Raw genomic sequence first — 25,821 nt, forward strand, 5'->3', positions numbered from 1 at the left:
CGCCGACCGGTTCCATTGAGGATTGCGAGGGTCAGAGCCCGAGGTTGAGTTTCCGGCTGACCGAATAATCGACTACGCCGACGAGGAACCACGACAATTGCCAGCGCAGCCGGTTCCACCATGTCGCCCGTGCGCGGTGCACTTCGGGCGTGACTTCCAACGACGCGTCGAGGTGTTGGCCGATGAATTCACGCATCTTGGCGGCCAGCGCCGCATCCTCGATCACCAGCATGAGTTCGAGGTTGATATAAAGGCTGCGCATGTCGAAATTGGCGCTGCCGACATAGACCTTGTCGTCCAGCACGATGAGCTTGGTGTGCAGCTTGCACGGCACGAATTCCCAGATCCGCGCGCCCCGTTTCAACAGCGGGCGATAGAGTGCGCGGGTCGCGCCGATCGTCGCCCCGTTATCACTCTTGCCCGCCATCAGCAGGCGCGTCTGGCCCTTTGCCGCGATTCGCGCGATGCGCCGGACCAGCCGTTTGGGCGGCGAGAAATAGGCCATCATCATGTCCAGCCGCTCGCCCCGCATCAGGTCTTCCGACACGCAGCGCGCCCATGTCGAAAGCCCGCGCGTCGGCCCGCCGACGAGCATGCGTGCCGTTTCGCTGCCCGGGTCCCATTCACGCACGATGCGGCGGATGGAACGCCACTGTGCCTTGGGGTGGGACAGCCAGCCTTCCAGCTTGGCGAACCACCGGTCGAGCGCTTCGACAAGGCTGCCTTCGAGCACGAGGCCAAGGTCGTTCCACCCGCTTTCTTGCGGAGATTTGAAATAATCGTCTTCGATATTGAACCCGCCGACCATCGCGCGAACGCCGTCGACGATCACCATCTTTTGATGATTGCGGATCAGGTAACGCTGCGACCAACGCGCGGAAAAGCGCCAGTATTGGCCCCCTGCGATCTTGAACGTGGCAAAGAATTCATCGGTCGCCGCAGCCCCGAATCCGTCGATGATCAGCTTCACCTCAACCCCGCGCAATGCCGCCTCGGTCAAGGCATCGCGCACCCGGACGGCGGTGGCGTCCTCGGCAAAGATGTAAAAACAAAGCTTCAGCGTCGTGCGCGCCGATTCGATCAATTCGATCAGCGCGTCCAGCCGGTCCTGTCCCGCCGGATAGAACCGCAGCTTCTGCCCCTGCGCTTCGACCGAGAACGGCGGCGGATCGCAATAGGCGGGATCGCGCATTTCCGCGGGGTCGAGCGTCTTGACGGTTTCCAGCATGACTATGATGTGGACCGGCGCGCGGGCCGCCGCAATCCTTGACTTTCACCGCCCTTGCGCCTAATTGCCGCCCTTTCCCGTACCCTTGAATTACTTTTTCACGGAGTGCCCCATGGCGCGCGTTACTGTCGAAGATTGTGTCGACAAGATCCCGAACCGGTTCGATCTCGTTCTCCTCGCCGCGCAGCGCGCACGCGAGATTTCGGCAGGAGCCGAATTGACCGTCGATCGCGACCGCGACAAGAACCCGGTCGTCGCCTTGCGCGAAATCGCGGAAGAGAACGTCAGGCCCAAGGAATTGAAGGAAACCCTGATCCAGGGTCTTCAGAAAGTCGCGATGGACGACGACGACGAGGTCGATGAAATCGGCTCGCTGTCCCGTTCGGCAGAGGCGCTGCGCCTTACCGCCGCCGCACCGACGCGCAATACCTCGATCGGCGGAGACTACGAGGGCTGATCCTTCGTACGCCGTCGGACCTAAAGTCTAACGTGAAAAGGGCGGCCCTGCGGGTCGCCCTTTTTCGTTGCGTAGCAATTCCCTCGGGTGATCACCCTTCCCGTTTCTTTCCTTGCAGGGTATCTTTCCGCCAATGGCAAGGGGGTCACCAACATGACCGGAGACGGGATCGAGGCACTGGGTGGCGTGGCCGAAGGAACTGCCATCGGCCATGCGGTGGAGCGTGACCATGGCGCGTTGGTGCGGGGCGGCGCCGGACATTTCGAAGAAACCGCATGCCTGAATTGCAGCGCGACGATCGAGGGCAACTATTGCCGCCATTGCGGACAAGCGGCGCACCTTCACCGCACGATGGGTGCCTTTTTGCACGATCTCTTGCACGGCGTGCTGCATCTGGACGGCAAGACGTGGCGCACGCTGCCCTTGCTGGCGTTCCGGCCGGGCAGGCTGACCCGCGCCTATATCGACGGCAAGCGCGCCAGCTATGTCTCGCCGATGGCATTGTTCCTGTTCGCGATCTTTGCGATGTTCGCGGTGTTTTCTTTCACCGCGCCGAATGCTCCCATCAGTGGCCCGGCATCGTTCGATCAGGCAATCGAGAAAGCGCAGGAAAATCGCGACATGGTCGCTGCGGAACTGGCCGCGCTGGACAGCGACGATCCCGACCGGGCGAGGCTTGAGGCGAAGGTGGCAACGCTGGACGACGACATTGCCGCCTTGCGCGCGCTCACCCTCGATGCCCCGGACGAGTTAGTCGGAGCGCCTCGGCTTGCGCCGCTGCTGCGCAAGTGGCGCGATAACCCGTCGCTGATGATCTACAAGCTGCAGTCGACCGGTTACAAATTTTCGTGGCTGCTGATCCCGCTCTCGCTGCCTTTCGTCTGGTTGCTGTTCGCATGGCGGCGGCGATACGGGCTGTACGACCACGCGGTTTTCGTGACTTACTCGATCGCTTTCATGTCGCTGCTGTTCCTTGCCGCAAGCCTGCTCGGCTTTGCAGGGATTTCCGGCGGGCTGATCGCGACCGCGCTGATCTTGATCGTACCGTTGCACATATTCTCGCAATTGCGCGGCACATATGGGCTTTCGCGGTTCGGGGCCGCATGGCGGACGGTGGCGGTGTTGATCATCGCCTTCATCGTTGCTCTGCTTTTCCTCGCAATCCTGGTGGGGATGGGTGGATTATGATGGTGGGCAAAGCGTTTCGGCGGACGCTTGTGACCGGGATCCTGCTTGCGACAAGCGGCTGCATAACCCTGCCGCACAAGCCAACACCGGGTTGGAGTTGCGAGGCGGGTACGCAGTCCGACGGGCAGGCATGGGCCAGCGCTGCGTTGAACCGGGACGGTACCTTGCGAGAGGCTTGGTGGTCGTGGCGCGCGCCGCGACGCGATCCTGCCCTTGCGATCGAGGCTTATTCCCAAAACGGGCGCGCTCAGACTCTCGACTGGCCGACCATCCTCGCCATTCATGTCGCTGATCCACAGGCGAGGTTGGCGGTGCAGATGGGCTTGGCGCAAAAGTCCGGCGAAGTCGCTTGGTCGGACACTACATTTCGATCCGCGGCCAATTCGGGCAGTCGTCACCTGACGATGGACTGGCCGACATTGGTCACGATGGCGGGAAAGTCGTCGCCGCTAATGGCTGTCCGGCTGTACCCGTCGACCGGGCAGACCGATACTTTCGAAGTTTCGAAGACGGATATCCTCGCCGGGACGAATGCGTTGACCGAAGTGCGGTCCGACCTCGCCCGCAAGATCGCCGATTATCAGAACCGGTGCGAGCCGGTGGACGACCTCACGCCGGAGATCGTCCTGACCGGCTCGAACTGATCAGGCGCCCTGCGGCGCGGTCCCGCCAAACTTACGGCCAGCCTTCGGTACGCCGATGCTGCCGGCGCTGACCGGGCGTGTCGGACCCTTGGGCGCGTCGGGGCGGCCGATGTCGCCGCTTTCGAGCAAGTGGATGATCTCGTCCCCGCTCAGCGTCTCATATTCCAGCATCGCTTGTGCGAGCAGGTGGAGCTTGTCCTCCTGCGTCTTCAGGATGTCGGTCGCACGCGCATGGGCATCGTCGACCAGCTTGCGGATTTCGGCGTCGATCAGCTTGTTGGTTTCATCGCTGGCCATGGTCCGGCTGGTTTGGCCCATGCCAAGATAACCTTCCTGGCTCGCTTCGTATTGCAACGGGCCAAGCTTGTCGGACATGCCCCAACGGGTCACCATGTTGCGGGCAAGATCGGTCGCATACTGGATGTCCGACGATGCGCCGCTCGACACCTTGCTATGGCCGAAAATGATTTCTTCGGCCACGCGACCGCCCATCGCAACGGACAAGTTCGCGTGCATCTTGTCGCGGTGGTACGAATAATTGTCGCGTTCCGGCAGGCGCATGACCATGCCCAATGCGCGGCCGCGCGGTATGATCGTCGCCTTGTGGATCGGGTCCGACGCCTCTTCGTTCAGGCTGACGAGCGCATGACCGGCTTCGTGATAGGCGGTCATCTTCTTCTCGTCATCGGTCATGACCATGGAGCGGCGCTCCGTACCCATCATGACCTTGTCCTTGGCGTCCTCGAACTCCTGCATCGCGACAAGGCGCTTGTTGCGCCGCGCCGCCAGCAGCGCCGCTTCGTTGACAAGGTTGGCAAGATCCGCGCCGGAAAATCCGGGCGTGCCGCGCGCAATCGTGCGCGAATTCACGTCGGGGGCCAGCGGCACCTTCTTCATGTGCACGGCAAGGATCTTTTCGCGCCCGTCGATATCGGGAACGGGCACGACCACCTGGCGGTCGAACCGGCCCGGACGCAGCAGCGCGGGGTCGAGCACGTCGGGGCGGTTGGTCGCCGCGATGATGATGATGCCTTCGTTCGCCTCGAACCCGTCCATCTCGACCAGCAACTGGTTGAGCGTCTGCTCGCGCTCGTCGTTCGAATTGCCGAGGCCGTGGCCACGATGGCGACCGACCGCGTCGATTTCGTCGATAAAGACAATGCACGGCGCGTTCTTCTTCGCCTGTTCGAACATGTCGCGCACGCGGCTTGCGCCGACGCCGACGAACATCTCGACGAAGTCGGATCCGGAGATGGTGAAGAACGGGACGCCCGCCTCACCCGCGATAGCGCGCGCAAGCAGCGTCTTGCCGGTGCCGGGCGAACCGACCAGCAGCGCGCCCTTGGGAATCTGGCCGCCGAGCTTCGAGAACCGCGACGGGTCCTTCAGGAACTCGACGATCTCCTCCAGCTCCTCGCGCGCCTCGTCGATGCCGGCGACGTCGTTAAACGTGACGCGGCCCTGCTTTTCGGTCAGCATCTTGGCCTTCGACTTGCCGAAGCCCATCGCACCGCCCGCGCCGCCGCCTTTTTGCACTTGGCGTAGCGCAAAGAACGCGATGCCGAGGATCAGCAGGAACGGCAGCGACTGGGCGAGGATGTAGAGCAGCAAGTTAGGCTCGTCGGGAGCCTTGCCTTCGTACTTTACGTCGTTTTCGGCCAAAAGCGTCATCAGCCCCGGATCGGAGCCGACCGGAATGGTCGAAAACGCCTGATCGTTCTTGAGCGTGCCGGAAATGCTGTCGGGCGCGATCTGCACTTCGCGCACCGAACCTTCGGCCACCTTGTCGCGGAAATCGGAATAGGCAATCGGCGTTCCGGTCGGTGCGGCCCGGTCGCCGAACATCGATACGACAAGGAGCAGGCCAAGGAAAATGCCGCCCCAGATCATGAGGCTTTTCAACCAGGGATTGCCGGTGGGCTGCGGATCGTTTTCGTTCATGGGGTCGGATTCACCTTTCACCGCTTAATGTAGGTGACGCATGGTGAATGGCAAGCAAACGAAAACGGGCAAAGGCGGTTGGATCAGCCCTCGTTCCGGGGCGGCGCCGCGGCGAAATGCCACACGCCTGCGCGCGGGGTGCACATGACCCCGGCCAGCGTCGCCTTCTCTCCTGCTTCCAGCGATTCGAGCAGGCGGGCCACCTCCTCCCCTCGCGGCGTTCCTTCGGTCGCGAGCCGTGCGATCAGTTCTTCAAGAACGCGAAAGCGAACCGCGAGCGGCCCTGCCGGATTATAGGCCAATTGGCGGCCATCGTCGCTCATGCTGACTTGTGCAGCGAATTCGTGCCGCGCCCCGAATTCAAGCACGTCGGCCGCATCGCGCAAGTGCATCGCGCTGGCTGCAAGCCGCATGGGATCGAGCCAATCCGCCTCTGCCAGCCCCTTGCGAATGCGGGCGCGGTCATAGGCCGGGTCGGAATTGGACGGATCGTCGACGGGGTCCAGCCCCGCACGTTCCACGACGGTCGCCAGTTCGGAACGCGGCGTGGCCAGCAAGGGCCGGATCACCATCACATCGGTTCGCCCCGGCAAAGTGGCGCGATCGCGCATGGCGCCCAGCCCGCGCAATCCCGAAGCGCGGTTCAACCGCATCAACAGCGTCTCGGCCAGGTCGTCGGCATGATGGGCGGTGGCGACGAAGCGCAGGCCCTGTCGCGCGGCCCATGACCCCAAAGCGCCGTAACGTTCGGCCCGCGCCCGCGCCTGAACATTTCCGCCCTTTCCCAAGGAAACGGCAAGCGTTTCATGCGGCACGCCGAGGTCGGCACAAGTCTGCGCGACAAACGCCGCCTCGTCCGCCGCTTCAGGCCGCAGGCCGTGATCGACAGTGGCGACGCGGATCGTGGTGGGCATGACCTGCTGCGCCAACACCAGAAGGGCAAGGCTGTCCGGTCCGCCAGACACGGCGAGGCCAAGCGGCTCACCCTTCCGCAGCCCCAGCCGCACGCATTCTTGCGCAAACAGGACCGGAAGGTTCATGCTCGCTGTCCCCCGACGCTTACTTGCAACCGGCCTTGCCTGCCGTTTCGCTCGACAGGTTGGCCAGTCGGCCGGCGGCCTCGTTCGGATAGACGAGACGGAATTCCTCCAGCGCCTCGCAAGCCTTGGCTTTGTTGCCCAGCTTCAGCGTGGCGATCGACAAATAGACGAGGCTGTCGGGCGCCCGCGCGCCGCCACGGTTGTCGAGATAGTTCTTCAGGAATGCCTCTGCCGCCTCGCGCGGCTTGCCATTATCGAGATAAGCGCGGCCGAGCAGGTTGCGCGCATAAGTCGCGCGGCTGTGCGCGGGATATTTGCCGAGCATGGCCACCAGCTGTTTCTGCGCGGCGACGAATTCGCCCGCTTCCCACAGTCGATAGCCATAGACATAGGCATCGTCGCCCGCATCACCCGTGTTGGGTCGTTCGACAGCACCGCTGGCCACTGCGCCCGTGGAAGAGGTCGCAGATGCGGCTGCCGGCTTGACGGGTGCCTTGGCGGCGGCGGACTGAGCAGCGGAACCGGGCGTGGCGGGCTTTGGCGACGGCTTGGCCGCCAAAGGCGTCCCGTCACCAATCCCACCATCGGGCTCGACCGGCATCGGCGCTTCATAGGCCCGGGCCTTGGCCTCCAGCGTTTCGAGCCGTGCGCTTAACAGGCGCAGGGCGTTCTGGTTGACCTCGGTCTGCGCGGTCAGCTGCGACAGGGCCGTTTCCACCGAATCCATCCGCGTCAGCAGATCGGTGACCGGCCCGGTCGAAGGCGCGAGGGCGGGCGCGGGCCCAGGCTGGGCGGGGGTGATCTGCGGCTCGAAATACTTGCCGTCGGCTCCGGGAAATACCTTGCGCTGCAAGGCGCGGACTTCCGCTTCCAGCTTGCGCAGGCGCGTCGCGTCATCCTGCGCGGCGGCGGGCATCGGCGACAGCAACGATGCCGACATCAGCGTGCCGAGCAACAAGGCCGGAAAGCGGCGGGTGCGGGTGGCGGACTTCATGACGGAACGGACCTTTCTGGTTCTCGTGTTCGGCACCGTCCTGCCAAGTTCATGCCAAACGGGCGCTTAACGGAGCTGAGAAATTCGAAAACCGGGTGAAGCGGAAATCCGGATCAGATCCGGAACCTGGGTTAATTCTGGGCGGCGGGCGACCTACGCTCAGGCAGACCGGGGCCGGGCTTGCGCGCGGTCAGCGATGCCGCGTCGACGGGGACGTTCTTGACCGTGCTTTCCCCGGTCGCAAGCGGCGCCACGGCCTTGCCACCAATGGTGATCTTCAGCGCATCGGGCCGCCCGGTCCACAATTGCGGTCCGTCGGCATCGGCCGGAATCGTGAAGGTTTCGTTCAACGCCATCTGCTTTTGCATCAACTGGCGACCGCTGCGGTCGTAAAACTTGACCCAAATGCCGTCCGCCGTCGCGGTAAACGTGACATCACCAGTGGGAGCTGCGGCCGGTGTTGCAGTCGTAGCCGGCGCGGAAGCGGCCGGGCTGGCCGCGACTTTTTCCGCTTCGAGCGCGGGTAGTTCGCTGGCGGGCATGAAATAGCCCCGCCAGATGAAAAAGCCGCCCACCACGATCACGACGAACAGGGCAGCGACGCCCCACGCCAGCGCGGACGACGGGATGCGGGCCGGATCGCCCGGCTCCATGGTGTCGAGGTTGCGAACCGGAGCATACGTGGCGGTTGCCCCCAGCACATCGCGCAGGCCATCAACGATGGGCTCTTCATCGAGGCCGAGCGCGCGGGCATAGCTGCGCGCGAAACCGAAAGCGTAAGTGCGGCCCGGCAGATCGTCGAAACGGCCGTCCTCGATCGATTTGAGATGACGTTCCGCGATCCGTGTGCGCACGCCGATATCCTCGCGCGACAGGCCCTGTCGTTCACGCTCTGCCATAAGGACCGCGCCGATGCCGGCGGGGGCGGTTTCAACCAACCCATCGGCCGAGGGGGCATTGTCCGCTTCGTTTTCGCTTTCGTTCACTCGAAATGTCGCCTCTGCTCGTATCGCCCCGTTGCGAGGCAAGCGTGCCGCATGGCCCAAGTCAAGCGTGACCGTCGTGATTTGCGCCACTTGTTTGCACAACAAACGAAATCGCGAGGGTCACGGCCGTTCCCGCGAAACATGCGGATGGTCAATCCAATCGATTTCAGTCCCAATCGATTCCGCGTTCTTCCGCCCAGGCGATCATCGCCGCGCGCAGGTCCGCGACCGGCTCGTTCAGCCAGCGGTCCATCGCCTGCGCAATTTCGGCGGTGTCGATCTGACGGACCATTTCCTTGATCGGGCCGACAGAGGCGGGCGTGATGGAAAGGCGGCGGATACCAAGTCCGATCAGTGCCAGCGCCTCCAGTCGGCGGCCGCCCATTTCTCCGCAAACGGTGACGTCGATCTTGTGCCCGGTCAGCGATTGCATCACCCGGCGCATGAACCGCATGATCGCGGGGCTGAGCCAGTCATAGCGTTCGGCCAGCTTCGGGTTCGCGCGGTCGGCGGCGAACAAGAACTGGGTCAGGTCGTTGGTCCCGATCGAAAGGAAGGACAGCTTGGGCGCCAGCACGTCGAGCACTTCGGCCAAGGCCGGAACCTCAAGCATCGCGCCATAACGGATCTGTTCGGGCAGCATCTTGCGCCGCGCTTTCAGGAATTCCAGTTGCTTTTCGAAAACCGCCTTGGCGGCATCGAATTCCCATGGTTCCGACACCATCGGGAACATGACGTTGAGGGTGCGCCCGCCTGCCGCTTCGAGCAGCGATCGCGCCTGCGCTTTCATCAAGCCTTCGCGGCCAAGCGCCAGGCGTAGGGCGCGCCAGCCCATCGCCGGATTTTCGTCGTCGTGTCCGTCGTCCTGTCGACGCAAGTAAGGCAATGACTTGTCACCGCCGATATCGACGGTGCGGAACACGACCGGCTTGTCTCCCGCCGCCTCCAGCACGTCGCGATAAAGTTTCGTCTGCCTGTCCCGCTGCGGCAGGGTCGCGGACACGAGGAACTGAAATTCGGTGCGGAACAGGCCGATCCCGTCCGCGCCGGTCAGGTTCAGCATCGGCACGTCGTCGCGAAGCCCTGCGTTGACCATGATCGTCACGCGCTCGCCGTCCTTGGTAAACGGCTCGACATCGCGTAGTGCGGCATAGGCCGCCTGTTTTTCGCGGTTCTTCGCCGAACGCGCCTCGAACGCTTCGATCACAGCCCCGCCGGGGCGGATGTTGGCGATGCCCATCGTGGCATCGAGCAGGATTTCGTCGCCTTCGCGCACGAAACCGCGGAGGCCCTGCACCCTGCCCAGCACCGGCACGCCCATCGCCCGCGCGACAATGACGACGTGCGCGGTGAGTGAGCCTTCTTCGAGCACGACGCCCTTGAGCCGGCGGCGATCGTATTCGAGCAATTCGGCCGGGCCAAGGTTGCGCGCGATAAGGATCGCATCGCCGCGCAGGCCCATTGTCGCCGCGGTCCCGACCTGTCCCGACACCATGCGCAGCAGGCGATTCGACAAATCCTCGAGATCGTGCATGCGTTCTGCCAGCAGCGGATCGTCGATTTGCCGCATGCGCATCCGGGTCCGTTGCTGCACCCGTTCGATCGCGGCTTCTGCCGTAAGGCCGGAATCGATCGCTTCGCGGATGCGGCGCGACCAGCCTTCGTCGTAGGCGAACATCTTGTAGGTTTCGAGCACGGCCTCGTGCTCTCCGCCCACGCCGAATTCGGCCTGGCTCGCCATCTTGTCGATCTGTTCGCGCATCTTGTCGAAGGCGAGGTAGACGCGCTGGATCTCCGCCTCGGTATCTTCGGCGACGACGTGTTCGATGTTGATGCGGGGCTGATGGAACACCGCGTGCCCGGCGGCGAGACCCTTGACCAGCGGCAGACCGGTCAGCTGCTGTGGTTCGGTGAATTGAGGACTGGCCGACAGCGCGTCGTGTTCGTCGACCAGACCCGCATTGCTGATGAGTTCGGCCAGCACCATCGCCACGGTCTGCAGCGCCTCGATCTCGATTTCTTCGTAGCGACGCGGTTCGACATGCTGAACAATGAGCGCACCGACGGCGCGTTCGCGGCGCACGATGGGCACGCCGGCGAACGAATGGAATTTTTCCTCACCCGTTTCAGGGCGATAGAGGAAGTCCGGGTGGGCTGCCGCCTCTGCAAGGTTCAACATTTCGACATTGGCGGCGATCATGCCGACCAGACCTTCGCCGACGGCCAGCCGCGTGACGTGAACGGCGCTTTGCTCAAGCCCGCGCGTGGCGAAAAGTTCGAGCATGCCTTCGCGCAAGAGGTAGATCGAGCAGACTTCGCTGTGCAGGTTCTCGCCGATAATCTCGACGACCTGGTTCAGCTTTGCCTGCGCATTCGAACGCGAGGCCATCACCTCGTGCAGGTTGGTCAGGATCGAACGGGCGGCTGATACGGCTGACTGCATGTGCCATGCGTTAAAGCACAGGAGGGCGGAACGCAAAACGGGTAATGTGCAACCATGCCCGACGTCGCGGCCGAAATTCCGAAATACGGCCAATAACAACGGTTCGCCGGATTAATATAAATGCCGCTTCGCCATATAATTCGCCAAGCAATGCGAATGGTCATGTCCCGCGTCGCCCGATCACCCAAACTGAAACGCCCCCGAGCCAGTAGCTCGAGGGCGTCATGTCTGATTGGATGGTGAATCGCTTGTCAGTGGAGCGCGATTTCCTCCTTGATCTTCAACTTGGCGCGCTTCAACGACTGGATCCTCGCACTATCCGGCGCTGGTCGCGCCTGCTCTTCACGCAGCTTTCGTTCAAGTCCGTCGTGCTTGGTCTGAAGAGCGGTGATGTGCGTCGATTCCATGGCAATCTCCTGCGTTGGTGTGGGGGACTCTCCCGAACCTTGATCCCGACCGTAGAAACTTTCCGACCCATGCCCGATGGTGCGACTCGTTAGCCATCGCCACCAGAAGACAGATTGAAACACGGATTGCCGGCTTTGCGAAGATATCTTGCGCAAAATTTTCGACGGGCCGAGGCTTGCGACAGGTGATCGGCGAGAAGTTTGTGAACGAGTGGGGGCGGGGCGGAGGCGGGGCGGCAAGCGCTGGGATGTGGCGATTGCAACGGACCGCGACCCGTGCGAAAGACGCGCCGCCGGCTCGGCCTTTACTAAGGTCCGACGCAGCCGGCGGGTTCTGAATGGGGACTATCGAGCGCATGAACGAAGACGAGATGCGCAAGCGGCTTGAAATCCTGAAAGTCGAGCATCGCGATCTCGACGCCGCCATCGCCGCGCTTTCGGAAAATCCCGCGACCCAGCTTCAGGTCGCCCGGCTGAAGAAGCGGAAGCTGATCCTGAAGGACCAGATCGCGCAATTGGCCGATGCCCTGATCCCCGACATCATCGCCTAAGGGTCGCCTACCAGCCCAACGCCTTCCAGATACCGAACAGGCTCGTCGCGCTCAGGACTACGCCCACGAAGACCAGCATCGGCTTCACCGGAATATGCCGCGCCGCGTATGCGCCCAGCGGCGCCGCCACGACACCGCCGATGATCAAACCCAGCGTGGGTCCGGCAAGATCCGCGATGCCGATGTGCGCGATGAACATCGCCGATACCGCGATCGTCAGGAAGAATTCGACCGAATTGACCGTTCCGATGACCTTGCGCGGTTCCACCCCCTGGACCAGCAGGTTCGATGTCACGACCGGGCCCCAGCCGCCGCCGCCCGCCGCATCGAGGAACCCGCCCACAAAGCCGAGCGGCGCGACATGCTTCGCCTCGCGCGGTTTGGGCGGCCAGAACAGGCCGTAGCCGAACAGATAGATGCCGATGAGCGCGAGATAGCCCAGCACGAACGGTTTTATGACCGAAGCATCGATGCTGGTAAGCAGGTATGCACCCATCAAGCCACCGATGACGCCGGGCACCAGCAACTTCAGGAATAGCCGCTTGTCGATGTTGCGATGGTAGAGGTGGCTCAGCCCCGAACTTGCGGTCGTGAAGCATTCCACGACATGCACCCTGGCCGATGCCAGCACCGGCGGCACGCCGAGCACGCCGACCAGCAGCGAATTGCAGATCACGCCGAACGCCATGCCCAGTGCACCGTCGACAAGCTGGGCCGCGAACCCGATACCCACATAGGGAAGCAGCGTTGAAAGCGACGCGAAGTCCATGGCCGAATCCCCCATGTAGATGACGGAAGCGGAGATAGTGCCCGGCCAGGTATTGGGCACAACCAGTTTTACATGGCGGGCGTGAAGGCGAACTTTCTTGCTGAAACCGCGAATTCCAAACGCATCACTTCCGCCGGTAACGGAAGTACCAGACTTCGTGCCCCAGCCGGCGGGCCTTGGCCTCGTACCGGGTTTCGGGCCAACCGCCGGGGCGGGTCAGAAAGTCGGCCGGCTTTTCGCACAGCCATTCGAACTTGTCGGTGTGGCGCTGCATCACCATCAACGCGTGATCGACATAGACCGGATGGTCGGTGCCGAACCGGAATTCGCCGCCCTGTTTCAATTTGGCCGCGATTAGTGCCACCGGACCGTCATTCATCATCCGGCGTTTCGCATGGCGCGCCTTGGGCCAGGGATCGGGGTGCAGCAGATAAGCGAACGAAAGCGCGCCGTCGGGCACACGGTCCAGCACCTCCAGCGCGTCGCCATGCTGGATGCGCACGTTGGCAAGGCCGCCTTCCTTGACGTGGACCAACGCCTGCGCGACGCCGTTGACGAACGGTTCGGCCCCGATGAAGCCGTGATCGGGCAGCATGTCGGCACGATAGGCCATGTGCTCGCCCCCGCCGAAACCGATTTCGAAATGCAGCGGGCGGTCATATCCGAACAGGCGCGCCGCGGTGATCGGACCTTCGTCGGGCACGGCGATCTGCGGCAACAGTGTGTGTACCAGATCCTGCTGGCCCGCGCGCAGGGGTTTGCCCTTCGACCGGCCATAAAGCCGGTTGAGCGTGGTCGGATCGCCTTCCTTGTGTGCTGTCATGGGCGAAGGCCGTTGGCGGCTTGTGCCCGTCTCGTCAAGGGCGGCTAGCTGGTTGGCCAAGCCGCCGCAGGTTACAGGAACCGACTTCCCAACATCAACAACAGCACGACCGTCAGGCCGGTGTTCATCGTGAAGACAGCGGCCGAGGCAAGGTCCTTGGCCGCGCCGATCATCGGGTGGAATTCGGGGTGGACCCGGTCGCAAAGCGATTCCAGCCCCGCGTTCATCAGTTCGGTCGCCGCCGCGCCGCAAAGCGCCATGACGATCAACGCCCACCAGACCGCCCCCGGTCCGACAGCTGCGGTCAGCGCGAGGATGGCGATGCTGCTCAACATCTGTTGGCGGAACGCCTTTTCGCTACGCCACGCGGTGCGCAGGCCCGCCATCGCGTAACCGGCGCGTTTCAGCAGAGCTTCGTTCTTCAGGGACAACCGCTTCTCCTGCATCGCGCCATGTACGGACAACGGGCCGCGCCGCGTTTCGTTGCCGAAAGCGTGTCGGCTGCAGCTTGCAGAGAGCCGTCACAACGAAAAAAGGGCAGGCGCATGGTGCACGCGCCCGCCCTTTGTCAGGGAACCTGTTTGCGTGTGCCGCTGCTTATGCGGCCTGCGCTTCCGCACCCGGATCGCGCAGCACATAGCCGCGGCCCCAGACGGTTTCGATGTAGTTGTCGCCGTTGCACGCCGTCGCCAGCTTCTTGCGCAGCTTGCAGATGAAGACGTCGATGATCTTCAGTTCCGGCTCGTCCATCCCGTTATAAAGATGGTTGAGGAACATTTCCTTGGTCAACGTCGTGCCCTTGCGCAGCGAAAGCAGTTCGAGCATCGCGTATTCCTTGCCGGTCAGGTGCACGCGCGAATTGTCGACTTCGACGGTCTTGGTGTCGAGGTTGACCGAAAGCTTGCCGGTACGGATGACCGACTGCGAATGGCCCTTCGACCGGCGCACTACGGCGTGGATGCGGGCGACCAGTTCTTCGCGATGGAACGGCTTTGTAACGTAATCGTCGGCACCGAAACCGAACGAGCGCACCTTCGAATCCATTTCCGAGATACCCGACAGGATGAGCACCGGCGTCTGCACCTTGGCGACGCGAAGCTTCTTCAGAACATCGTACCCGTGCATGTCGGGCAGGTTCAGGTCGAGCAGGATGATGTCGTAATCGTAAAGCTTGCCGAGATCCAAACCCTCTTCGCCAAGGTCGGTCTGGTAGACATTGAAGCCCTCGGTCGTGAGCATCAGCTCGATCGCCTTGGCCGTCGTCGGTTCGTCTTCGATCAGTAGGATACGCATAAGAAGCCCCCTTGGTGTCCCTGTCGACCGGCCTCCCTACTCCGCACCCTATGGAGCCCGCATCGTGAATCATTAACCATGAGCAAAATCGTTTACAAAGGTTAATAAGTTCTGAAACGAATTAACGATTCCAAATAGAGTCTTAATTGCAACAGGTTGAAGCAGGCATTCCGCCCGTTTCAGCGTGCTCCCATCAATCGTTTCTGCCGGCGGCGCTGTACCGAACTGCCAAGTCCGATCGCTTCGCGGTATTTGGCGACCGTGCGGCGCGCCAGCGTGTATCCACGCTCGTGCAGCAGGTCGACGAGCGTGTCGTCCGACAGGATCGCATCGGGCTTTTCAGCGTCGATCAGGCTGCGAATCGCGGCTTTCACAGCTTCTGCCGACGCGCCTTCTTCGCTCGCACCTGCACCGGTTCCGCCCCCGCTGCGCGCGACGCCGGAGGAGAAGAAATATTTCAGTTCGAAAGTGCCGCGCCCGCAATTGAGAAACTTGTTCGATGTTACCCGGCTGATGGTCGATTCGTGCATGCCGACCGATTCGGCCACATCGCGCAGGGTCAACGGAACCAGCGCGCTGACACCGCGCATGAAAAACCCTTCCTGCCGCCGCACGATTTCCCGCGCCACTTTCAGAATCGTCTTCTGCCGCTGGTCCAGCGCCTTTACCAGCCAGTTGGCATCGGCCAGCTTTTCGCCCAGCCAACCGCGCGATGCGCGATCCTTGCCGCAACCGCGCTTTAACGAAGTGTAGTATTCCCGGTCGATCACGAGCCGCGGCAGGGTTTCTCGGTTCAGCGCGATGGCCCAGCCGCCCGCAGTGTCGCCCCGCACGAACACGTCGGGAACCACCGGCGGCGCGGGATCGCCCCCGATCCGACAGCCGGGCTTGGGATCGTAACCGCGCAATTCGGCGATCATGTCGGCCAGATCTTCGTCATCCACCCGGCACATGCGCTTCAACTGCGCCATGTTGCCGCGCGCCAGCAGGTCGAGATTGGCGATCAGCACTTTCATGCACGGATCATAGCGATCCGCCTCTATCGCCTGGAGCGCGATGCATTCGGCAAGATCGCGCGCGCCGACGCCAGTCGGGTCGAGCGACTGGACCAGCCGCAACCCCGCTTCCGCTTCTGCCAGCCCGATGCCGAGCAGTTCGGCGATCTCGCCCAACGGCAAGGTCAGGTATCCCGCTTCGTCCATTTGGTCGATGATCTGATGGGCGACGAACTGGTCTGCCACGTTGGCCTTGGCCCCGCCGACTTGCGCATGCAGATGGTCGGCCAGCGTGTCGGCGCTGTCGGATGCGCGCTCGATCGGATCGAAATCCTCAGCCCCGCCGCCTCCGGACGACGACCCTGCACCAATGCCGGACCCCGTGTCGAAATCGCGGTCCAGCATGCCGTCGGGGATGTCGAGCGCGGCCTCGCCATCGCTGCCCCCTGCTTCGGGCAAGGCTTCGGGCAGAGCATCCGGGATTTGATCGCTGGTCGCGCCGCCAACTATGCCATCGCCAACTGGGGGGCCATCACTATCTGAACCGCCCGGCGCCAGGTCGACCAGCGGGTTGTCGGCCACGGCATCGACGATGAACGATTCGAGTTCGAGATTGGACAGCGCAAGCAGGCGGATCGCCTGCTGCAACTGCGGCGTCATCACCAGCGATTGCGTCTGCCGCAGGTCGAGGCGGGGCCCTATGGCCATCGGTCAACCGGATCATGGAAAAGCCGGGGCATCGAATTCAGAGCGTAAAGCCCTCACCCAGATAGAGCCGCCGCACATCCTCGTTCGCGACGAGGTCTTCCGGCGATCCGGCGAACAGCACCTGCCCGCCATAGATGATGCAGGCGCGATCGACGATATCGAGCGTTTCGCGGACGTTGTGATCGGTGATGAGCACGCCGATGCCGCGATTGCGCAAGTCGATCACGAGATCGCGAATGTCGCCGATCGACAATGGATCGATCCCGGCGAACGGTTCGTCCAACAACATGATCGAAGGTTTCGCCGCCAGCGCGCGGGCAATCTCGCACCGCCGCCGCTCACCGCCCGACAAGGCCATGGCCGGGCTTTCGCGCAACCGGGTCAGGCCGAACTCCTGCAACAGCCGCTCCAGCTCCTGCGCCCGCATGTCCTTGTCGGGTTCGACCAGTTCGAGCACGCAGTTGATGTTCTGTTCGACCGTCATGCCGCGAAAGATGCTGGTTTCCTGCGGCAAGTAACCGAGGCCTAGGATCGCGCGGCGGTACATCGGCAGTTTCGTGACGTCGACGCCGTCCATCAGGATGCGGCCCGCGTCGGGCTTCACCAGTCCCATGATCGAATAGAAGCAGGTCGTCTTGCCCGCGCCATTGGGGCCGAGCAGGCCGAACACCTCGCCCTTGGCCACCGATAGCGAAATGTCGGTCAGTACCGCGCGCTTGTCGTAGCTTTTGGCGATGGAGACGACTTCGAGACCGCCCTTGGGCATCGGGCGCGCAGCGGATTCGACCGGGGCTGCCGAGGTTTCGATCGCGGCGAGGGTTTCGATGAGTCATCTCCGTCAAATCGGTTTGCATGGGCCATCGCCGCCGTCACGGCTTGTGCGATGCCAGTCGCTTCGCCACCTTCATAAGCTGCTGCGGCCACGGTTTGAAGCCCCGCTGGCACCATTTGGCAGGAAACGTGCATGGCTGCCCCGCCATCGCAGCCTGTCCCGCCATGATGCGCGGCGGAATTCCGCGACTGCGCGCACCTTGACGGGGCCGATTGCGACGTGGTTTACTCTGCGAATGCGACAAGCTGGGCCGGGCGTGAGACGAAATCGCGCCCATTTCGACGCGGCATTCGGGAAAGGGACCATCGATGGACATCTCCGGCGACAAGACCGGCAAGGCGTCCGCCTTCTGGAAACCGCACCATGTCGCGCGCGTGCAGAAAGACTGGCGTCGGCGGATCAGCGACAATCTTGCTTACGGCCTGCTGGTTTATACCGGGCTCCAGATTTTCGTGACTTTGAAACAGCTGAAGGAAGTCAGCAACTCGATGCTGCCCTACCTTGCGCTTGTCGTTCTGGTTGCCGCAATCATCCCCGCCGCTCGCCTGCTCGAACGGCATTGGGATCGGCTGGACGACGCAGGCGCGTACGATCCAATCCATGCCGCCCGGTTCAATCGCGACCGGATCATCATCTGGGCCGTCGCTATCGGACTGCCCTTTGCGCTGGCCGGGATTGCCCGCGCTATGGCGATGATGGCTGAATAATCGCAAGAATCTCCTGTCTTGCCGAGGTCAGCGCCAAGCCCTACTGCTGTCGGCATGATCATTTCAATCGTAACTAGATACTGAGCGCCTGATGTTGAACGAGGGGGAGGCGCTCGACCGTTGCGCCGAATTGATGGCCTGCGCACGGCGGTTGGGCGCGGACGAGGCCGACGCGGTCTATGTCGGCAGCCACTCCGAAAGCGTACAGGTCCGGCTTGGCAGCCTTGAGGGCGTGGACCGATCCGAATCCGAACATTTCGGCCTTCGCGTCTTCATCGGCAGGCGGCAAGCGACCATCGGGTCGAGCGCGATCGACACCGGCAGCCTCGAGGAACTGGCAAGCCGCGCGATCGCCATGGCGCAAGTCGCGCCCGAAGACGAAAACGCCGAACTGGCGCCCGCCGACATGCTGATGCGCGGCCCCGCCCCCGATCTCGATCTGGTCTCGGACCTCCCCGGCCCGGCCGAACTGCGCCACGCAGCAGAAGAAGCGGAAGACGCCGCCCGCGCGGTTGCTGGGATCACCAACAGCGAAGGAGCATCGGCAGGAACCGGCGGCAATACGATCGCGCTGGCCACCAGCCACGGTTTTGCCAACAGCTATCGCCAATCGCAACATTCGGTTTCGGCCTCAGTCGTCGCGGGCGAAGGCAGCGGGATGGAGCGCGGTTCGGACTGGCGGGTTGCCCGCCATCGGGCCGACTTGATCGAAGCAGCGAAGATCGGGGCTAAAGCCGCGGAACGTGCGGTCGCAAGGCTGCACCCGGGATCCATGCGCAGCGGGGCGATGCCCATCGTGTTCGACCCTCAGGCCGGCCGTTCGCTGCTCGGCCATCTCGTATCCGCCATTGCCGGCCCCGCCATCGCGCGCGGCGCCAGCTTCCTGCAGGAACGCGAAGGTCAGCAGGTGTTCGACAGTGCGATCACCATCATCGACGATCCGCTCCGCCAGCGCGGGCTCGGCTCGCGCCCCTTTGACGGCGAAGGGCTGCCGACCGGTCCCGTCGCGCTGATCGACAACGGCGTGCTGACTGGCTGGATGCTAGACGCCGCATCGGCGCGAAAGCTGGGCCGTCGTCCGACCGGCCATGCCGTGCGCGCAGGCGGCACCGCGCCAAGCGTTTCTTCGTCCAACGTCGAATTGCTGCCGGGCACGCAAAGCGTTGCGGAACTGATCGCGGACATCGGCGAAGGCGTGCTGGTGACCGAAATGATCGGGCACGGCATCAACTTCGTCACCGGCGATTACAGCCGGGGGGCATCAGGCTTCCTGATCAGCAACGGCGAAATCGCCGGACCGGTCGCGGGCATCACCATTGCCGGCAATCTTGCCGACATGTTCCGCACCATGCGCGCGGCGAACGATCTCGAGATCATATATGCCACCAACGTGCCGACGCTGCGGGTGGACGGAATGACGGTCGCCGGAACCTGACCATGCGGGCCATGTTCGCCACTGCCCGCCTGATGCTGACTGCGTTGACGCTGGCGATGGTAACGGCGCTTGCGGCGCCATATCCGGCATGGGCCGCCATTGCCGCGATACCCGATGTGGCAGAGGAAACTACTACCCCCACCCCGCCAACGGCAGCCATCGAGACAGAACGCGACGCCGACGCCGACGCGCGCATCGCCGAACGCATCGGCGCGATCTTTGCCGCAATCGACGCATTGGGTGCGGTCGAGGTGGAAGCGAACGAAGGCGTTGTGACGCTCACCGGCAGCGTCGCATCCGCCTCGGACGCAAAACAGGCGGAAACCATCGCGTCGCGCGTTGCCGGCGTCGTGACGGTCGACAACGCGATAGAGCGGGATCTTGCCGTCGACCGGAATCTTGCGCCGACTATTTCGGCAATCATCGACGAGGCGCGCAAGCTTTGGCGGATGCTGCCGCTGTTCGCCGTGGCGTTGGTGATCGCGGCGATCGTGATGGTGCTGTTTCGCTGGGTGTCGGGCCTGAATTCGCTGTGGCGGCGGATCACGCCCAATCCGTTCATCGCCGAACTCCTGCAAAGCGCAATCCGGTTCGTCGGCGTGCTGGCCGGACTTTACCTCGCGCTGAAAATCTTGGGCGCGACGGCATTGCTGGGTGCACTGCTTGGTATATCAGGGGTCATCGGCATCGCCATCGGCTTTGCCGTGCGCGACACCATCGACAATTACATCTCGTCGATCATGCTGTCGCTGCGTCAGCCTTTCCGGGCCAACGATCTCGTCGTAATCGAAGGGAACGAGGGCCGCGTCATCCGCCTGACCAGCCGCGCCACTGTACTGATGACGCTGGACGGCAATCACTTGCGCATTCCCAATTCCACCGTCTTCAAGGCGGTGATCCTGAATTACACCCGCAATCCGCAGCGGCGTTTCGAATTCGATCTTGGCGTCGATGCCGACGACAATCCGCTGGATGCGATGGCGGTCGGCGTCGCGGCGCTGTCAGCGCTCGATTTCGTATTGAACGACCCCGAACCGGGCGCCCGCATCCGGGAAGTTGGCGATTCGAACATCGTCCTCACCTTCCTGGGCTGGATCGACCAGTCGCAGACCGATTACCACAAGGCGCGATCGCTCGCGATCGAGGCGGCGAAGGCGGCGCTGGAAACGAACGGCTTCGCCCTGCCCGAACCGATCTATCGCCTGCGCATCGACCCGCGCAGCGCCCCTCTGCCCGGCACGCCGCAAGAAGTGCGTGACAGACCGGATCGCGAAGTGGCGCAACCCGAAAAGCCAAGCCGGAAACCACGGACGGCAGCGGCTTCGGACAGCACGGCGCCCGAAACCCACGTCTCGGACCTGGTGGACCGAGAGCGGGCTGCGGGCGGCGAAACCGACCTGCTCGATGCGAGCAAGCCGATCGAATAGGGGCCGTCAGGCCTGTTTGTTCTCGTTATAGCGATCGATCGATTCGATCACGATACGCTTGGCTTCCGCCGCGTCGCCCCAAAGGCCGACGCGCACCCACTTTTCGGCTTCGAGATCCTTGTAGTGGGTAAAGAAGTGCTCGATCTGTTGGAAGATGATCGAGGGCAGGTCCTTCGTTTCGCCGACATCGGAATAATACGGGAACGTCGTGTCGACCGGCACGCAGATGAGTTTTTCGTCGCCGCCATGTTCGTCTTCGAGGTTCAGCACGCCGATGGGGCGGGCGCGAACGACACAGCCCGGGATGAACGGGCTGCGCGCGATGACGAGCGCGTCGAGCGGATCGCCATCGGGCGAAAGCGTGTGCGGCACAAAACCGTAGTTCGCGGGGTAGCGCATCGGCGTGTGCAGGATGCGATCGACGAACAGCGCGCCCGATTCCTTGTCGAATTCGTACTTCACGGGCTCGCCGCCGGTGGGCACTTCGATGATGACGTTAAGGCTTTCGGGCGGGTTGTCCCCGATGGGAATCTTGTCGATCTGCATGAGATTTCCTGTCGTCTCGCAAGCTTGATGGTCATGCCGCACTGCAGCACAGCCACGGCGTTGCGCCGCCTCTAGCGCGCGGGGCCGGTCGCGCCAAGGCCCGCTTTGGTCTAATTCGCAAGAAGCGTCGGGACATCGGTTCGCCTCGGGCGCTTCCCTCGCGAAGGGAACGGCGCTAAGGCGCGCGACCATGAGCGGCCCCATCGAAACACCCCAGCCGATCCGCGGCACCCAGGACATCTTCGGCGACGAGGCGGAGGCCTTCGCCTTTGTCGTCGAGACTTTCGAACGCGTGCGCAGGCTTTACCGCTTTCGCCGGGTGGAAATGCCGGTGTTCGAAAAGACCAGCGTCTTTTCGCGCAGCCTTGGCGAGACGACCGACGTCGTTTCGAAGGAAATGTACTCGTTCGAGGATCGCGGCGGCGAATCGCTGACCCTGCGCCCAGAATTTACCGCCGGAATGGCGCGCGCCTACCTGACCGACGGGTGGAAGCAGTACGCCCCGCTGAAGGTTGCGACCCACGGGCCGCTGTTCCGGTACGAACGCCCGCAAAAGGGACGCTATCGCCAGTTTCACCAGATCGACGCCGAAGTGATCGGCGCGGCCGAACCGCAAGCGGACGTCGAGCTGCTCGTCATGGCGGACCAGCTGCTGCACGAGCTGGGCATAGCGGACGGCGTGACGCTGCAACTGAACACGCTGGGCGATGGCGACAGCCGCGAAGCGTGGCGCGCCGCGCTGGTCGAATATTTCCGCGACCACCGGGCCGATCTGTCGGAAGATTCGCAGGACCGGCTGGAGCGGAATCCGCTGCGCATCCTCGATTCCAAGGACCGCCGCGACCGCCCGTTCGTCGATGGCGCGCCCAAGATCGACCAGTTCCTTTCGGGCGAAGCGCAAGAGTTCTTCGGCGCGGTGACGTCCGGCCTCGATGCCGCTGGCGTAAAGTGGAACCGGATGGATTCGCTGGTGCGCGGGCTAGATTATTATCGCCACACCGCGTTCGAATTCGTGACCGACCGGCTGGGCGCGCAAGGGACCGTGCTGGGCGGTGGCCGTTATGACGGTTTGATCGAGGCGCTGGGCGGCCCGCACACCCCCGCTGTCGGCTGGGCCGCAGGGATCGAGAGGCTGGCCATGCTGGTCGGAGAACGGACCGAAGCCGTTACCGACGTGATCGTCGTGGTGGAAGACGATGCCGCGATGAATGATGGCGTCGCCGCCGTGTCCCGCCTCCGTCGTTCGGGCGCCAGCGCCGAACTCTTCGCCAGCGGCTCACCACGCAAACGCTTCGACAAGGCGGTGAAGCAGGGCGCAAAGGCGATCTATGCGCTGTCGATCCGCGACGGTCAGGTCGCCACCCGCATCAAGGCCGAAGGCGACATGGCTGCCACGATCGAGGCGGCGCTGGCCGACTGATCGCCGATGCAGGTATCCGACCAACGCCTTTCCCAGATCGCCCACCGCTTTTCCGAGCTTGAGGCACGGCTGGCATCAGGCACGCTTGAAGGCGACGAGTTCGTCCAGGCCAGCCGCGACTATGCCGAACTGGAACCTGTCGCGCGCGAATCCGCCCATGTCGCGGCGATGCGCGCCGAGCTGGCCGATCTGAAGTCCATGCTGGCAGATCCCGAAATGAAGGCGATGGCGGCAGAGGATATCGCCCGGATCGAAGGCGAACTGCCACAGGTGGAGCAACGCCTTGCCGTCGCGCTGCTGCCCCGCGATTCGGCCGATGCGCGCCCCGCGATGCTGGAAATCCGGGCCGGCACCGGCGGGGACGAAGCCGCGCTGTTCGCCGCGGATCTGTTCCGCATGTACGAACGCTTTGCCGCCGAACAGGGGTGGAAGGTCGAAACGATTTCGATGAACGCATCGGACATTGGCGGGTTCAAGGAAGTGGTCGCCACCATTCGCGGCACCGGCGTCTTTGCCAAGCTGAAGTTCGAAAGCGGGGTCCACCGTGTCCAGCGCGTGCCTGTCACCGAAAGCGGCGGGCGCATCCACACCAGCGCCGCGACCGTCGCAGTCTTGCCCGAACCGGACGAAGTCGACGTGCAGATCGCCGACGGCGATCTCAAGATCGACATCTATCGCGCATCGGGTGCGGGCGGGCAGCACGTCAACACCACCGATTCGGCGGTGCGCATCACCCACCTGCCCAGCGGCATCGTCGTGACGCAACAGGACGAACGCAGCCAGCACAAGAACAAGGCCAAGGCGATGCAGGTCCTGCGCGCGCGGCTGTACGAAAAGATGCGCGACGAAGCCCACGGCGCAGAGGCCGAGGCGCGCAAGGCCATGGTCGGCAGCGGCGACCGTTCCGAACGCATCCGCACCTACAACTTCCCGCAAGGGCGCGTGACCGATCACCGCATTGGCCTCACCCTGCACAAGCTGCCCGAAATCCTGGAGGGAACCGGCCTTGGCGAACTGATTGACGCGCTGATCGCCGAAGATCAGGCCGCGCGGCTTTCGGCGCAGAACGAGCCGGCCTGACATGACGGGCGCCGGCGGCATGACCGTGGCCGAAACGCTGCGCGACGCCGCCCGCGCGCTGGAACCGGTCAGCACGACCCCAAGGCTCGATGCCGAACTGCTGATGGCCCATGCGCTGGGTGCCAGCCGATCCGACATGCTGTTGCGCCATTCGCTCGACGCGGTGCCTGATGGGTTCGCCCCGCTGCTGCAACGCCGCCTTTTGGGCCAGCCGGTCGCGCAGATTGTGGGAGAGCAAGAGTTCTACGGCCTCAGCTTTGCAATCACGCCCGATGTCCTGATCCCGCGCGCCGACAGTGAAACCCTGATCGAGGCGGCGCGAGAGGCGCTGACGGGCAAGCCCCCGTCGCGCATCCTCGATTGCGGGACCGGGCCGGGTACCTTGCTGCTGGCCGCGCTGTCGATATGGCCACAGGCGCAGGGCATCGGCATCGAACGCAGCCCCGCCGCACTGGCAGTGGCGCTTGGCAACGCAAGCAGGCTCGGCATGGCGACGCGTGCCGACATGCAGGCGGGCGACTGGACCATGCCGGGATGGGCCGACGCGCTGGGCCGGTTCGACCTGATCCTCGCCAATCCGCCCTATGTCGAGGATGCCGACCCCGATCTTGCCCCCGATGTCCGCGCCCACGAACCGGCCAAGGCGCTGTTCGCTGGGGCCGACGGGCTCGACGCCTATCGCGCGCTGGTCCCGCAAGTGCCCGCCCTGCTGACGCCGGGGGGCATCGCCCTGTTTGAAATCGGTTCTCGCCAGGCGGCGGCGGTGACTGCCATCGCGCTGGCGGCAGGGCTCATCGCAACACTCCACAGCGACCTTGCGGGCCATCCTCGCGCGCTCTTGTTTTCCAAGGCTTGAACAACCATTTCGCGAATGGGGGTTGGCAGGACCGGTTTTTGCCGATAACCCCGAAGCTGGACATGCGGATGGACGAAAATTCCCGTCCCGCCTGTCTATCCTTCCGTTCCGAACCGTCGGTGCCTGCCTTGGGCAGGTTCGATCTTGGACCGTGGAGAGGGTCTGTCGCCTCGCGAATCGAACTTGGGGCGGTCGGCCTGAAAAGGCCCGTCCGTTGCATTTCGCTCCGGGCGTTACCGACTGGGTGCGCGCTGAGGCGATGAAACGCCCGCGCCGGACAAGGGAACAGTCATACTTTGAACAACAACAATCGTGGCAACAATCGCCGACGCGGCCGTAACAACCGGGCGCCCGGTGGCGGCCAACCCGTTAACCGGATCGACAGTCGCGCGCGTGGAAACGCGCCGCAGATGCTCGACAAGTACAAGAAGATGGCGGAAGAATCGCATCGCAACGGCGATCGCGTGCAGGCAGAATACTACCTGCAGTTCGCGGACCACTATTTTCGCGTGATCGCGGACGGCAAGGTGCGTCAGGACGAACAGCGCCAACGCCGCGACGGCGAGCGTTTCGACCGCAACGACAACGATAGCGACGGTGACAACGATCGTGAGGGCGAGCGTGAGAGCGAAGGCTACACGCAGGATCTCGACAACGAACGGGACGCGGAGATCGAAAGCGCCGAACGCGCGCAACGTCGCAACGACCGGGATGCCGAGAGCGAGAGTTCCGAGCGTCCGCGCCGTCGGAACGACAGTGCCGAGGAAAACCCCTTTACCCGCGATAATCGCGATAATCGCGAAAGCCGTCCGCGGCGACCGCGCCGCCCAAGGGAAGACGAAGGCGGTTCCGTTCGAAGCGAGACCGAGGAAGCCGTCAGGAACGACGGTAGCCTCGACCCGCAGGCGCTGCCGCCCGCGATCGGCGAGATCGAGGACAAGCCGAAGCGTCGCGGTCGCCCGCGCAAGGTGAAGCCCGATGGGGTCGACGATGGCGCTGACGTGAAACAGGCGGTCAACGGCTGACAACCGGGCGCAAAGCCCTATTCGGC

General features: G+C 63.5%; 25 protein-coding genes. 11 read left to right on the forward strand and 14 right to left on the reverse strand.

Translation table 11 applies throughout. The annotated features are described in order from the left end of the window. Positions 1 to 31: 31 nt before the first annotated feature. Positions 32 to 1,228, reverse strand: a complete 1,197-nt coding sequence (locus EKN06_RS06220; protein ID WP_127612052.1) for a phospholipase D-like domain-containing protein — start codon at positions 1,226 to 1,228, stop codon at positions 32 to 34. 112 nt (positions 1,229 to 1,340) lie between these two features. On the opposite strand from EKN06_RS06220, the gene rpoZ reads away from it, so the two are divergent. The 3 genes from rpoZ to EKN06_RS06235 all read left to right on the forward strand — a co-directional run bounded on the left by rpoZ (position 1,341) and on the right by EKN06_RS06235 (position 3,517). Beyond that, entirely contained in the window at positions 1,341 to 1,685 is a 345-nt protein-coding gene (gene rpoZ / locus EKN06_RS06225) for a DNA-directed RNA polymerase subunit omega (RefSeq protein ID WP_127612053.1), read from the forward strand. A gap of 87 nt (positions 1,686 to 1,772) precedes the next feature. After that, on the forward strand, positions 1,773 to 2,873 hold the full coding sequence (locus tag EKN06_RS06230) for a DUF3667 domain-containing protein (RefSeq protein WP_240654641.1): 1,101 nt from the start codon (positions 1,773 to 1,775) through the stop codon (positions 2,871 to 2,873). Then, a complete protein-coding gene (locus EKN06_RS06235) occupies positions 2,873 to 3,517 on the forward strand; it encodes a hypothetical protein (RefSeq protein WP_205693836.1) in 645 nt (214 codons plus the stop codon). The genes EKN06_RS06230 and EKN06_RS06235 overlap by 1 nt, the downstream gene beginning before the upstream one ends. On the opposite strand, the gene ftsH is transcribed toward EKN06_RS06235, so the two are convergent. From ftsH to EKN06_RS06265, 6 genes are all read right to left on the reverse strand, one after another. Then, the gene (ftsH, locus tag EKN06_RS06240) at positions 3,518 to 5,458 is read right to left on the reverse strand and encodes an ATP-dependent zinc metalloprotease FtsH (RefSeq protein ID WP_127612055.1); all 1,941 of its coding nucleotides are present in this window, start codon (positions 5,456 to 5,458) and stop codon (positions 3,518 to 3,520) included. An 83-nt stretch (positions 5,459 to 5,541) separates the two neighbouring features. Beyond that, positions 5,542 to 6,498, reverse strand: a complete 957-nt coding sequence (gene tilS / locus EKN06_RS06245; protein ID WP_127612056.1) for a tRNA lysidine(34) synthetase TilS — start codon at positions 6,496 to 6,498, stop codon at positions 5,542 to 5,544. Positions 6,499 to 6,517: 19 nt separating this feature from the next. After that, complete coding sequence (locus EKN06_RS06250; protein ID WP_240654642.1) at positions 6,518 to 7,492, reverse strand: tetratricopeptide repeat protein; 975 nt, start codon at positions 7,490 to 7,492, stop codon at positions 6,518 to 6,520. Between the two features lie 131 nt (positions 7,493 to 7,623). Then, entirely contained in the window at positions 7,624 to 8,478 is an 855-nt protein-coding gene (locus EKN06_RS06255) for a helix-turn-helix domain-containing protein (protein WP_127612057.1), read from the reverse strand. A 166-nt stretch (positions 8,479 to 8,644) separates the two neighbouring features. Next, a complete protein-coding gene (gene ptsP, locus EKN06_RS06260) occupies positions 8,645 to 10,921 on the reverse strand; it encodes a phosphoenolpyruvate--protein phosphotransferase (RefSeq protein ID WP_127612058.1) in 2,277 nt (758 codons plus the stop codon). A 251-nt stretch (positions 10,922 to 11,172) separates the two neighbouring features. Continuing rightward, positions 11,173 to 11,328, reverse strand: a complete 156-nt coding sequence (locus EKN06_RS06265) for a YdcH family protein (RefSeq protein WP_127612059.1) — start codon at positions 11,326 to 11,328, stop codon at positions 11,173 to 11,175. Positions 11,329 to 11,684: 356 nt separating this feature from the next. Between EKN06_RS06265 and EKN06_RS06270 the strand changes: the two genes are divergently transcribed. Then, positions 11,685 to 11,879, forward strand: a complete 195-nt coding sequence (locus EKN06_RS06270; RefSeq protein WP_127612060.1) for a YdcH family protein — start codon at positions 11,685 to 11,687, stop codon at positions 11,877 to 11,879. A gap of 7 nt (positions 11,880 to 11,886) precedes the next feature. Here EKN06_RS06270 and EKN06_RS06275 read toward each other — a convergent pair whose 3' ends face one another. The 6 genes from EKN06_RS06275 to lptB form a co-directional block, all read right to left on the reverse strand. Further along, complete coding sequence (locus EKN06_RS06275) at positions 11,887 to 12,648, reverse strand: sulfite exporter TauE/SafE family protein (RefSeq protein WP_240654643.1); 762 nt, start codon at positions 12,646 to 12,648, stop codon at positions 11,887 to 11,889. Between the two features lie 124 nt (positions 12,649 to 12,772). Then, on the reverse strand, positions 12,773 to 13,471 hold the full coding sequence (gene trmB, locus EKN06_RS06280; protein ID WP_127612061.1) for a tRNA (guanine(46)-N(7))-methyltransferase TrmB: 699 nt from the start codon (positions 13,469 to 13,471) through the stop codon (positions 12,773 to 12,775). A gap of 71 nt (positions 13,472 to 13,542) precedes the next feature. Further along, positions 13,543 to 13,902 carry a diacylglycerol kinase gene (locus EKN06_RS06285; RefSeq protein WP_164843971.1) on the reverse strand — a complete coding sequence of 120 codons (360 nt, stop codon included), beginning with the start codon at positions 13,900 to 13,902 and terminating at the stop codon, positions 13,543 to 13,545. Positions 13,903 to 14,068: 166 nt separating this feature from the next. Continuing rightward, entirely contained in the window at positions 14,069 to 14,764 is a 696-nt protein-coding gene (ctrA, locus tag EKN06_RS06290) for a response regulator transcription factor CtrA (RefSeq protein WP_127612063.1), read from the reverse strand. Positions 14,765 to 14,943: 179 nt separating this feature from the next. Then, the gene (gene rpoN, locus EKN06_RS06295) at positions 14,944 to 16,467 is read right to left on the reverse strand and encodes an RNA polymerase factor sigma-54 (RefSeq protein WP_127612064.1); all 1,524 of its coding nucleotides are present in this window, start codon (positions 16,465 to 16,467) and stop codon (positions 14,944 to 14,946) included. A 37-nt stretch (positions 16,468 to 16,504) separates the two neighbouring features. After that, positions 16,505 to 17,233 (reverse strand): LPS export ABC transporter ATP-binding protein, encoded by a 729-nt coding sequence (gene lptB, locus EKN06_RS06300; RefSeq protein ID WP_240654644.1) that lies wholly within the window; start codon positions 17,231 to 17,233, stop codon positions 16,505 to 16,507. Positions 17,234 to 17,607: 374 nt separating this feature from the next. Between lptB and EKN06_RS06305 the strand changes: the two genes are divergently transcribed. The 3 genes from EKN06_RS06305 to EKN06_RS06315 all read left to right on the forward strand — a co-directional run bounded on the left by EKN06_RS06305 (position 17,608) and on the right by EKN06_RS06315 (position 20,868). Then, entirely contained in the window at positions 17,608 to 18,006 is a 399-nt protein-coding gene (locus EKN06_RS06305) for a hypothetical protein (RefSeq protein ID WP_240654645.1), read from the forward strand. Between the two features lie 91 nt (positions 18,007 to 18,097). Further along, positions 18,098 to 19,441, forward strand: a complete 1,344-nt coding sequence (locus tag EKN06_RS06310; protein ID WP_127612066.1) for a TldD/PmbA family protein — start codon at positions 18,098 to 18,100, stop codon at positions 19,439 to 19,441. A gap of 2 nt (positions 19,442 to 19,443) precedes the next feature. Further along, entirely contained in the window at positions 19,444 to 20,868 is a 1,425-nt protein-coding gene (locus EKN06_RS06315; protein ID WP_240654646.1) for a mechanosensitive ion channel family protein, read from the forward strand. A 6-nt stretch (positions 20,869 to 20,874) separates the two neighbouring features. Here the strand turns inward: EKN06_RS06315 and ppa are convergent, their stop codons facing one another. Next, complete coding sequence (gene ppa / locus EKN06_RS06320) at positions 20,875 to 21,414, reverse strand: inorganic diphosphatase (protein WP_127612067.1); 540 nt, start codon at positions 21,412 to 21,414, stop codon at positions 20,875 to 20,877. Between the two features lie 190 nt (positions 21,415 to 21,604). On the opposite strand from ppa, the gene hisS reads away from it, so the two are divergent. From hisS to EKN06_RS06340, 4 genes are all read left to right on the forward strand, one after another. Further along, entirely contained in the window at positions 21,605 to 22,834 is a 1,230-nt protein-coding gene (gene hisS, locus EKN06_RS06325; protein ID WP_127612068.1) for a histidine--tRNA ligase, read from the forward strand. Positions 22,835 to 22,840: 6 nt separating this feature from the next. Then, positions 22,841 to 23,914, forward strand: a complete 1,074-nt coding sequence (prfA, locus tag EKN06_RS06330) for a peptide chain release factor 1 (RefSeq protein ID WP_127612069.1) — start codon at positions 22,841 to 22,843, stop codon at positions 23,912 to 23,914. 1 nt (position 23,915) lies between these two features. Next, positions 23,916 to 24,770 (forward strand): peptide chain release factor N(5)-glutamine methyltransferase, encoded by an 855-nt coding sequence (prmC, locus tag EKN06_RS06335; protein WP_240654647.1) that lies wholly within the window; start codon positions 23,916 to 23,918, stop codon positions 24,768 to 24,770. Between the two features lie 296 nt (positions 24,771 to 25,066). Beyond that, a complete protein-coding gene (locus EKN06_RS06340) occupies positions 25,067 to 25,795 on the forward strand; it encodes a DUF4167 domain-containing protein (RefSeq protein WP_127612070.1) in 729 nt (242 codons plus the stop codon). Positions 25,796 to 25,821 lie beyond the last annotated feature (26 nt).

This window comes from Croceicoccus ponticola (assembly GCF_004004515.1).
Taxonomy (GTDB): domain Bacteria; phylum Pseudomonadota; class Alphaproteobacteria; order Sphingomonadales; family Sphingomonadaceae; genus Croceicoccus; species Croceicoccus ponticola.

Coding starts and splice junctions, on each gene's coding strand:
- ptsP (WP_127612058.1), bottom strand. CDS start 10,921: ATGCAGTCAGCCGTATCAGCCGCCCGTTCGATCCTGACCAACCTGCAC.
- rpoN (WP_127612064.1), bottom strand. CDS start 16,467: ATGGCCATAGGGCCCCGCCTCGACCTGCGGCAGACGCAATCGCTGGTG.
- ppa (WP_127612067.1), bottom strand. CDS start 21,414: ATGCAGATCGACAAGATTCCCATCGGGGACAACCCGCCCGAAAGCCTT.
- rpoZ (WP_127612053.1), top strand. CDS start 1,341: ATGGCGCGCGTTACTGTCGAAGATTGTGTCGACAAGATCCCGAACCGG.
- EKN06_RS06270 (WP_127612060.1), top strand. CDS start 11,685: ATGAACGAAGACGAGATGCGCAAGCGGCTTGAAATCCTGAAAGTCGAG.
- prfA (WP_127612069.1), top strand. CDS start 22,841: ATGCAGGTATCCGACCAACGCCTTTCCCAGATCGCCCACCGCTTTTCC.
- lptB (WP_240654644.1), bottom strand. CDS start 17,233: ATGCCCAAGGGCGGTCTCGAAGTCGTCTCCATCGCCAAAAGCTACGAC.
- trmB (WP_127612061.1), bottom strand. CDS start 13,471: ATGACAGCACACAAGGAAGGCGATCCGACCACGCTCAACCGGCTTTAT.
- EKN06_RS06310 (WP_127612066.1), top strand. CDS start 18,098: ATGTTGAACGAGGGGGAGGCGCTCGACCGTTGCGCCGAATTGATGGCC.
- tilS (WP_127612056.1), bottom strand. CDS start 6,498: ATGAACCTTCCGGTCCTGTTTGCGCAAGAATGCGTGCGGCTGGGGCTG.
- prmC (WP_240654647.1), top strand. CDS start 23,916: ATGACGGGCGCCGGCGGCATGACCGTGGCCGAAACGCTGCGCGACGCC.
- EKN06_RS06315 (WP_240654646.1), top strand. CDS start 19,444: ATGCGGGCCATGTTCGCCACTGCCCGCCTGATGCTGACTGCGTTGACG.
- ftsH (WP_127612055.1), bottom strand. CDS start 5,458: ATGAACGAAAACGATCCGCAGCCCACCGGCAATCCCTGGTTGAAAAGC.
- EKN06_RS06265 (WP_127612059.1), bottom strand. CDS start 11,328: ATGGAATCGACGCACATCACCGCTCTTCAGACCAAGCACGACGGACTT.
- hisS (WP_127612068.1), top strand. CDS start 21,605: ATGAGCGGCCCCATCGAAACACCCCAGCCGATCCGCGGCACCCAGGAC.
- EKN06_RS06275 (WP_240654643.1), bottom strand. CDS start 12,648: ATGGACTTCGCGTCGCTTTCAACGCTGCTTCCCTATGTGGGTATCGGG.
- EKN06_RS06305 (WP_240654645.1), top strand. CDS start 17,608: ATGGACATCTCCGGCGACAAGACCGGCAAGGCGTCCGCCTTCTGGAAA.
- ctrA (WP_127612063.1), bottom strand. CDS start 14,764: ATGCGTATCCTACTGATCGAAGACGAACCGACGACGGCCAAGGCGATC.
- EKN06_RS06235 (WP_205693836.1), top strand. CDS start 2,873: ATGGTGGGCAAAGCGTTTCGGCGGACGCTTGTGACCGGGATCCTGCTT.
- EKN06_RS06250 (WP_240654642.1), bottom strand. CDS start 7,492: ATGAAGTCCGCCACCCGCACCCGCCGCTTTCCGGCCTTGTTGCTCGGC.
- EKN06_RS06220 (WP_127612052.1), bottom strand. CDS start 1,228: ATGCTGGAAACCGTCAAGACGCTCGACCCCGCGGAAATGCGCGATCCC.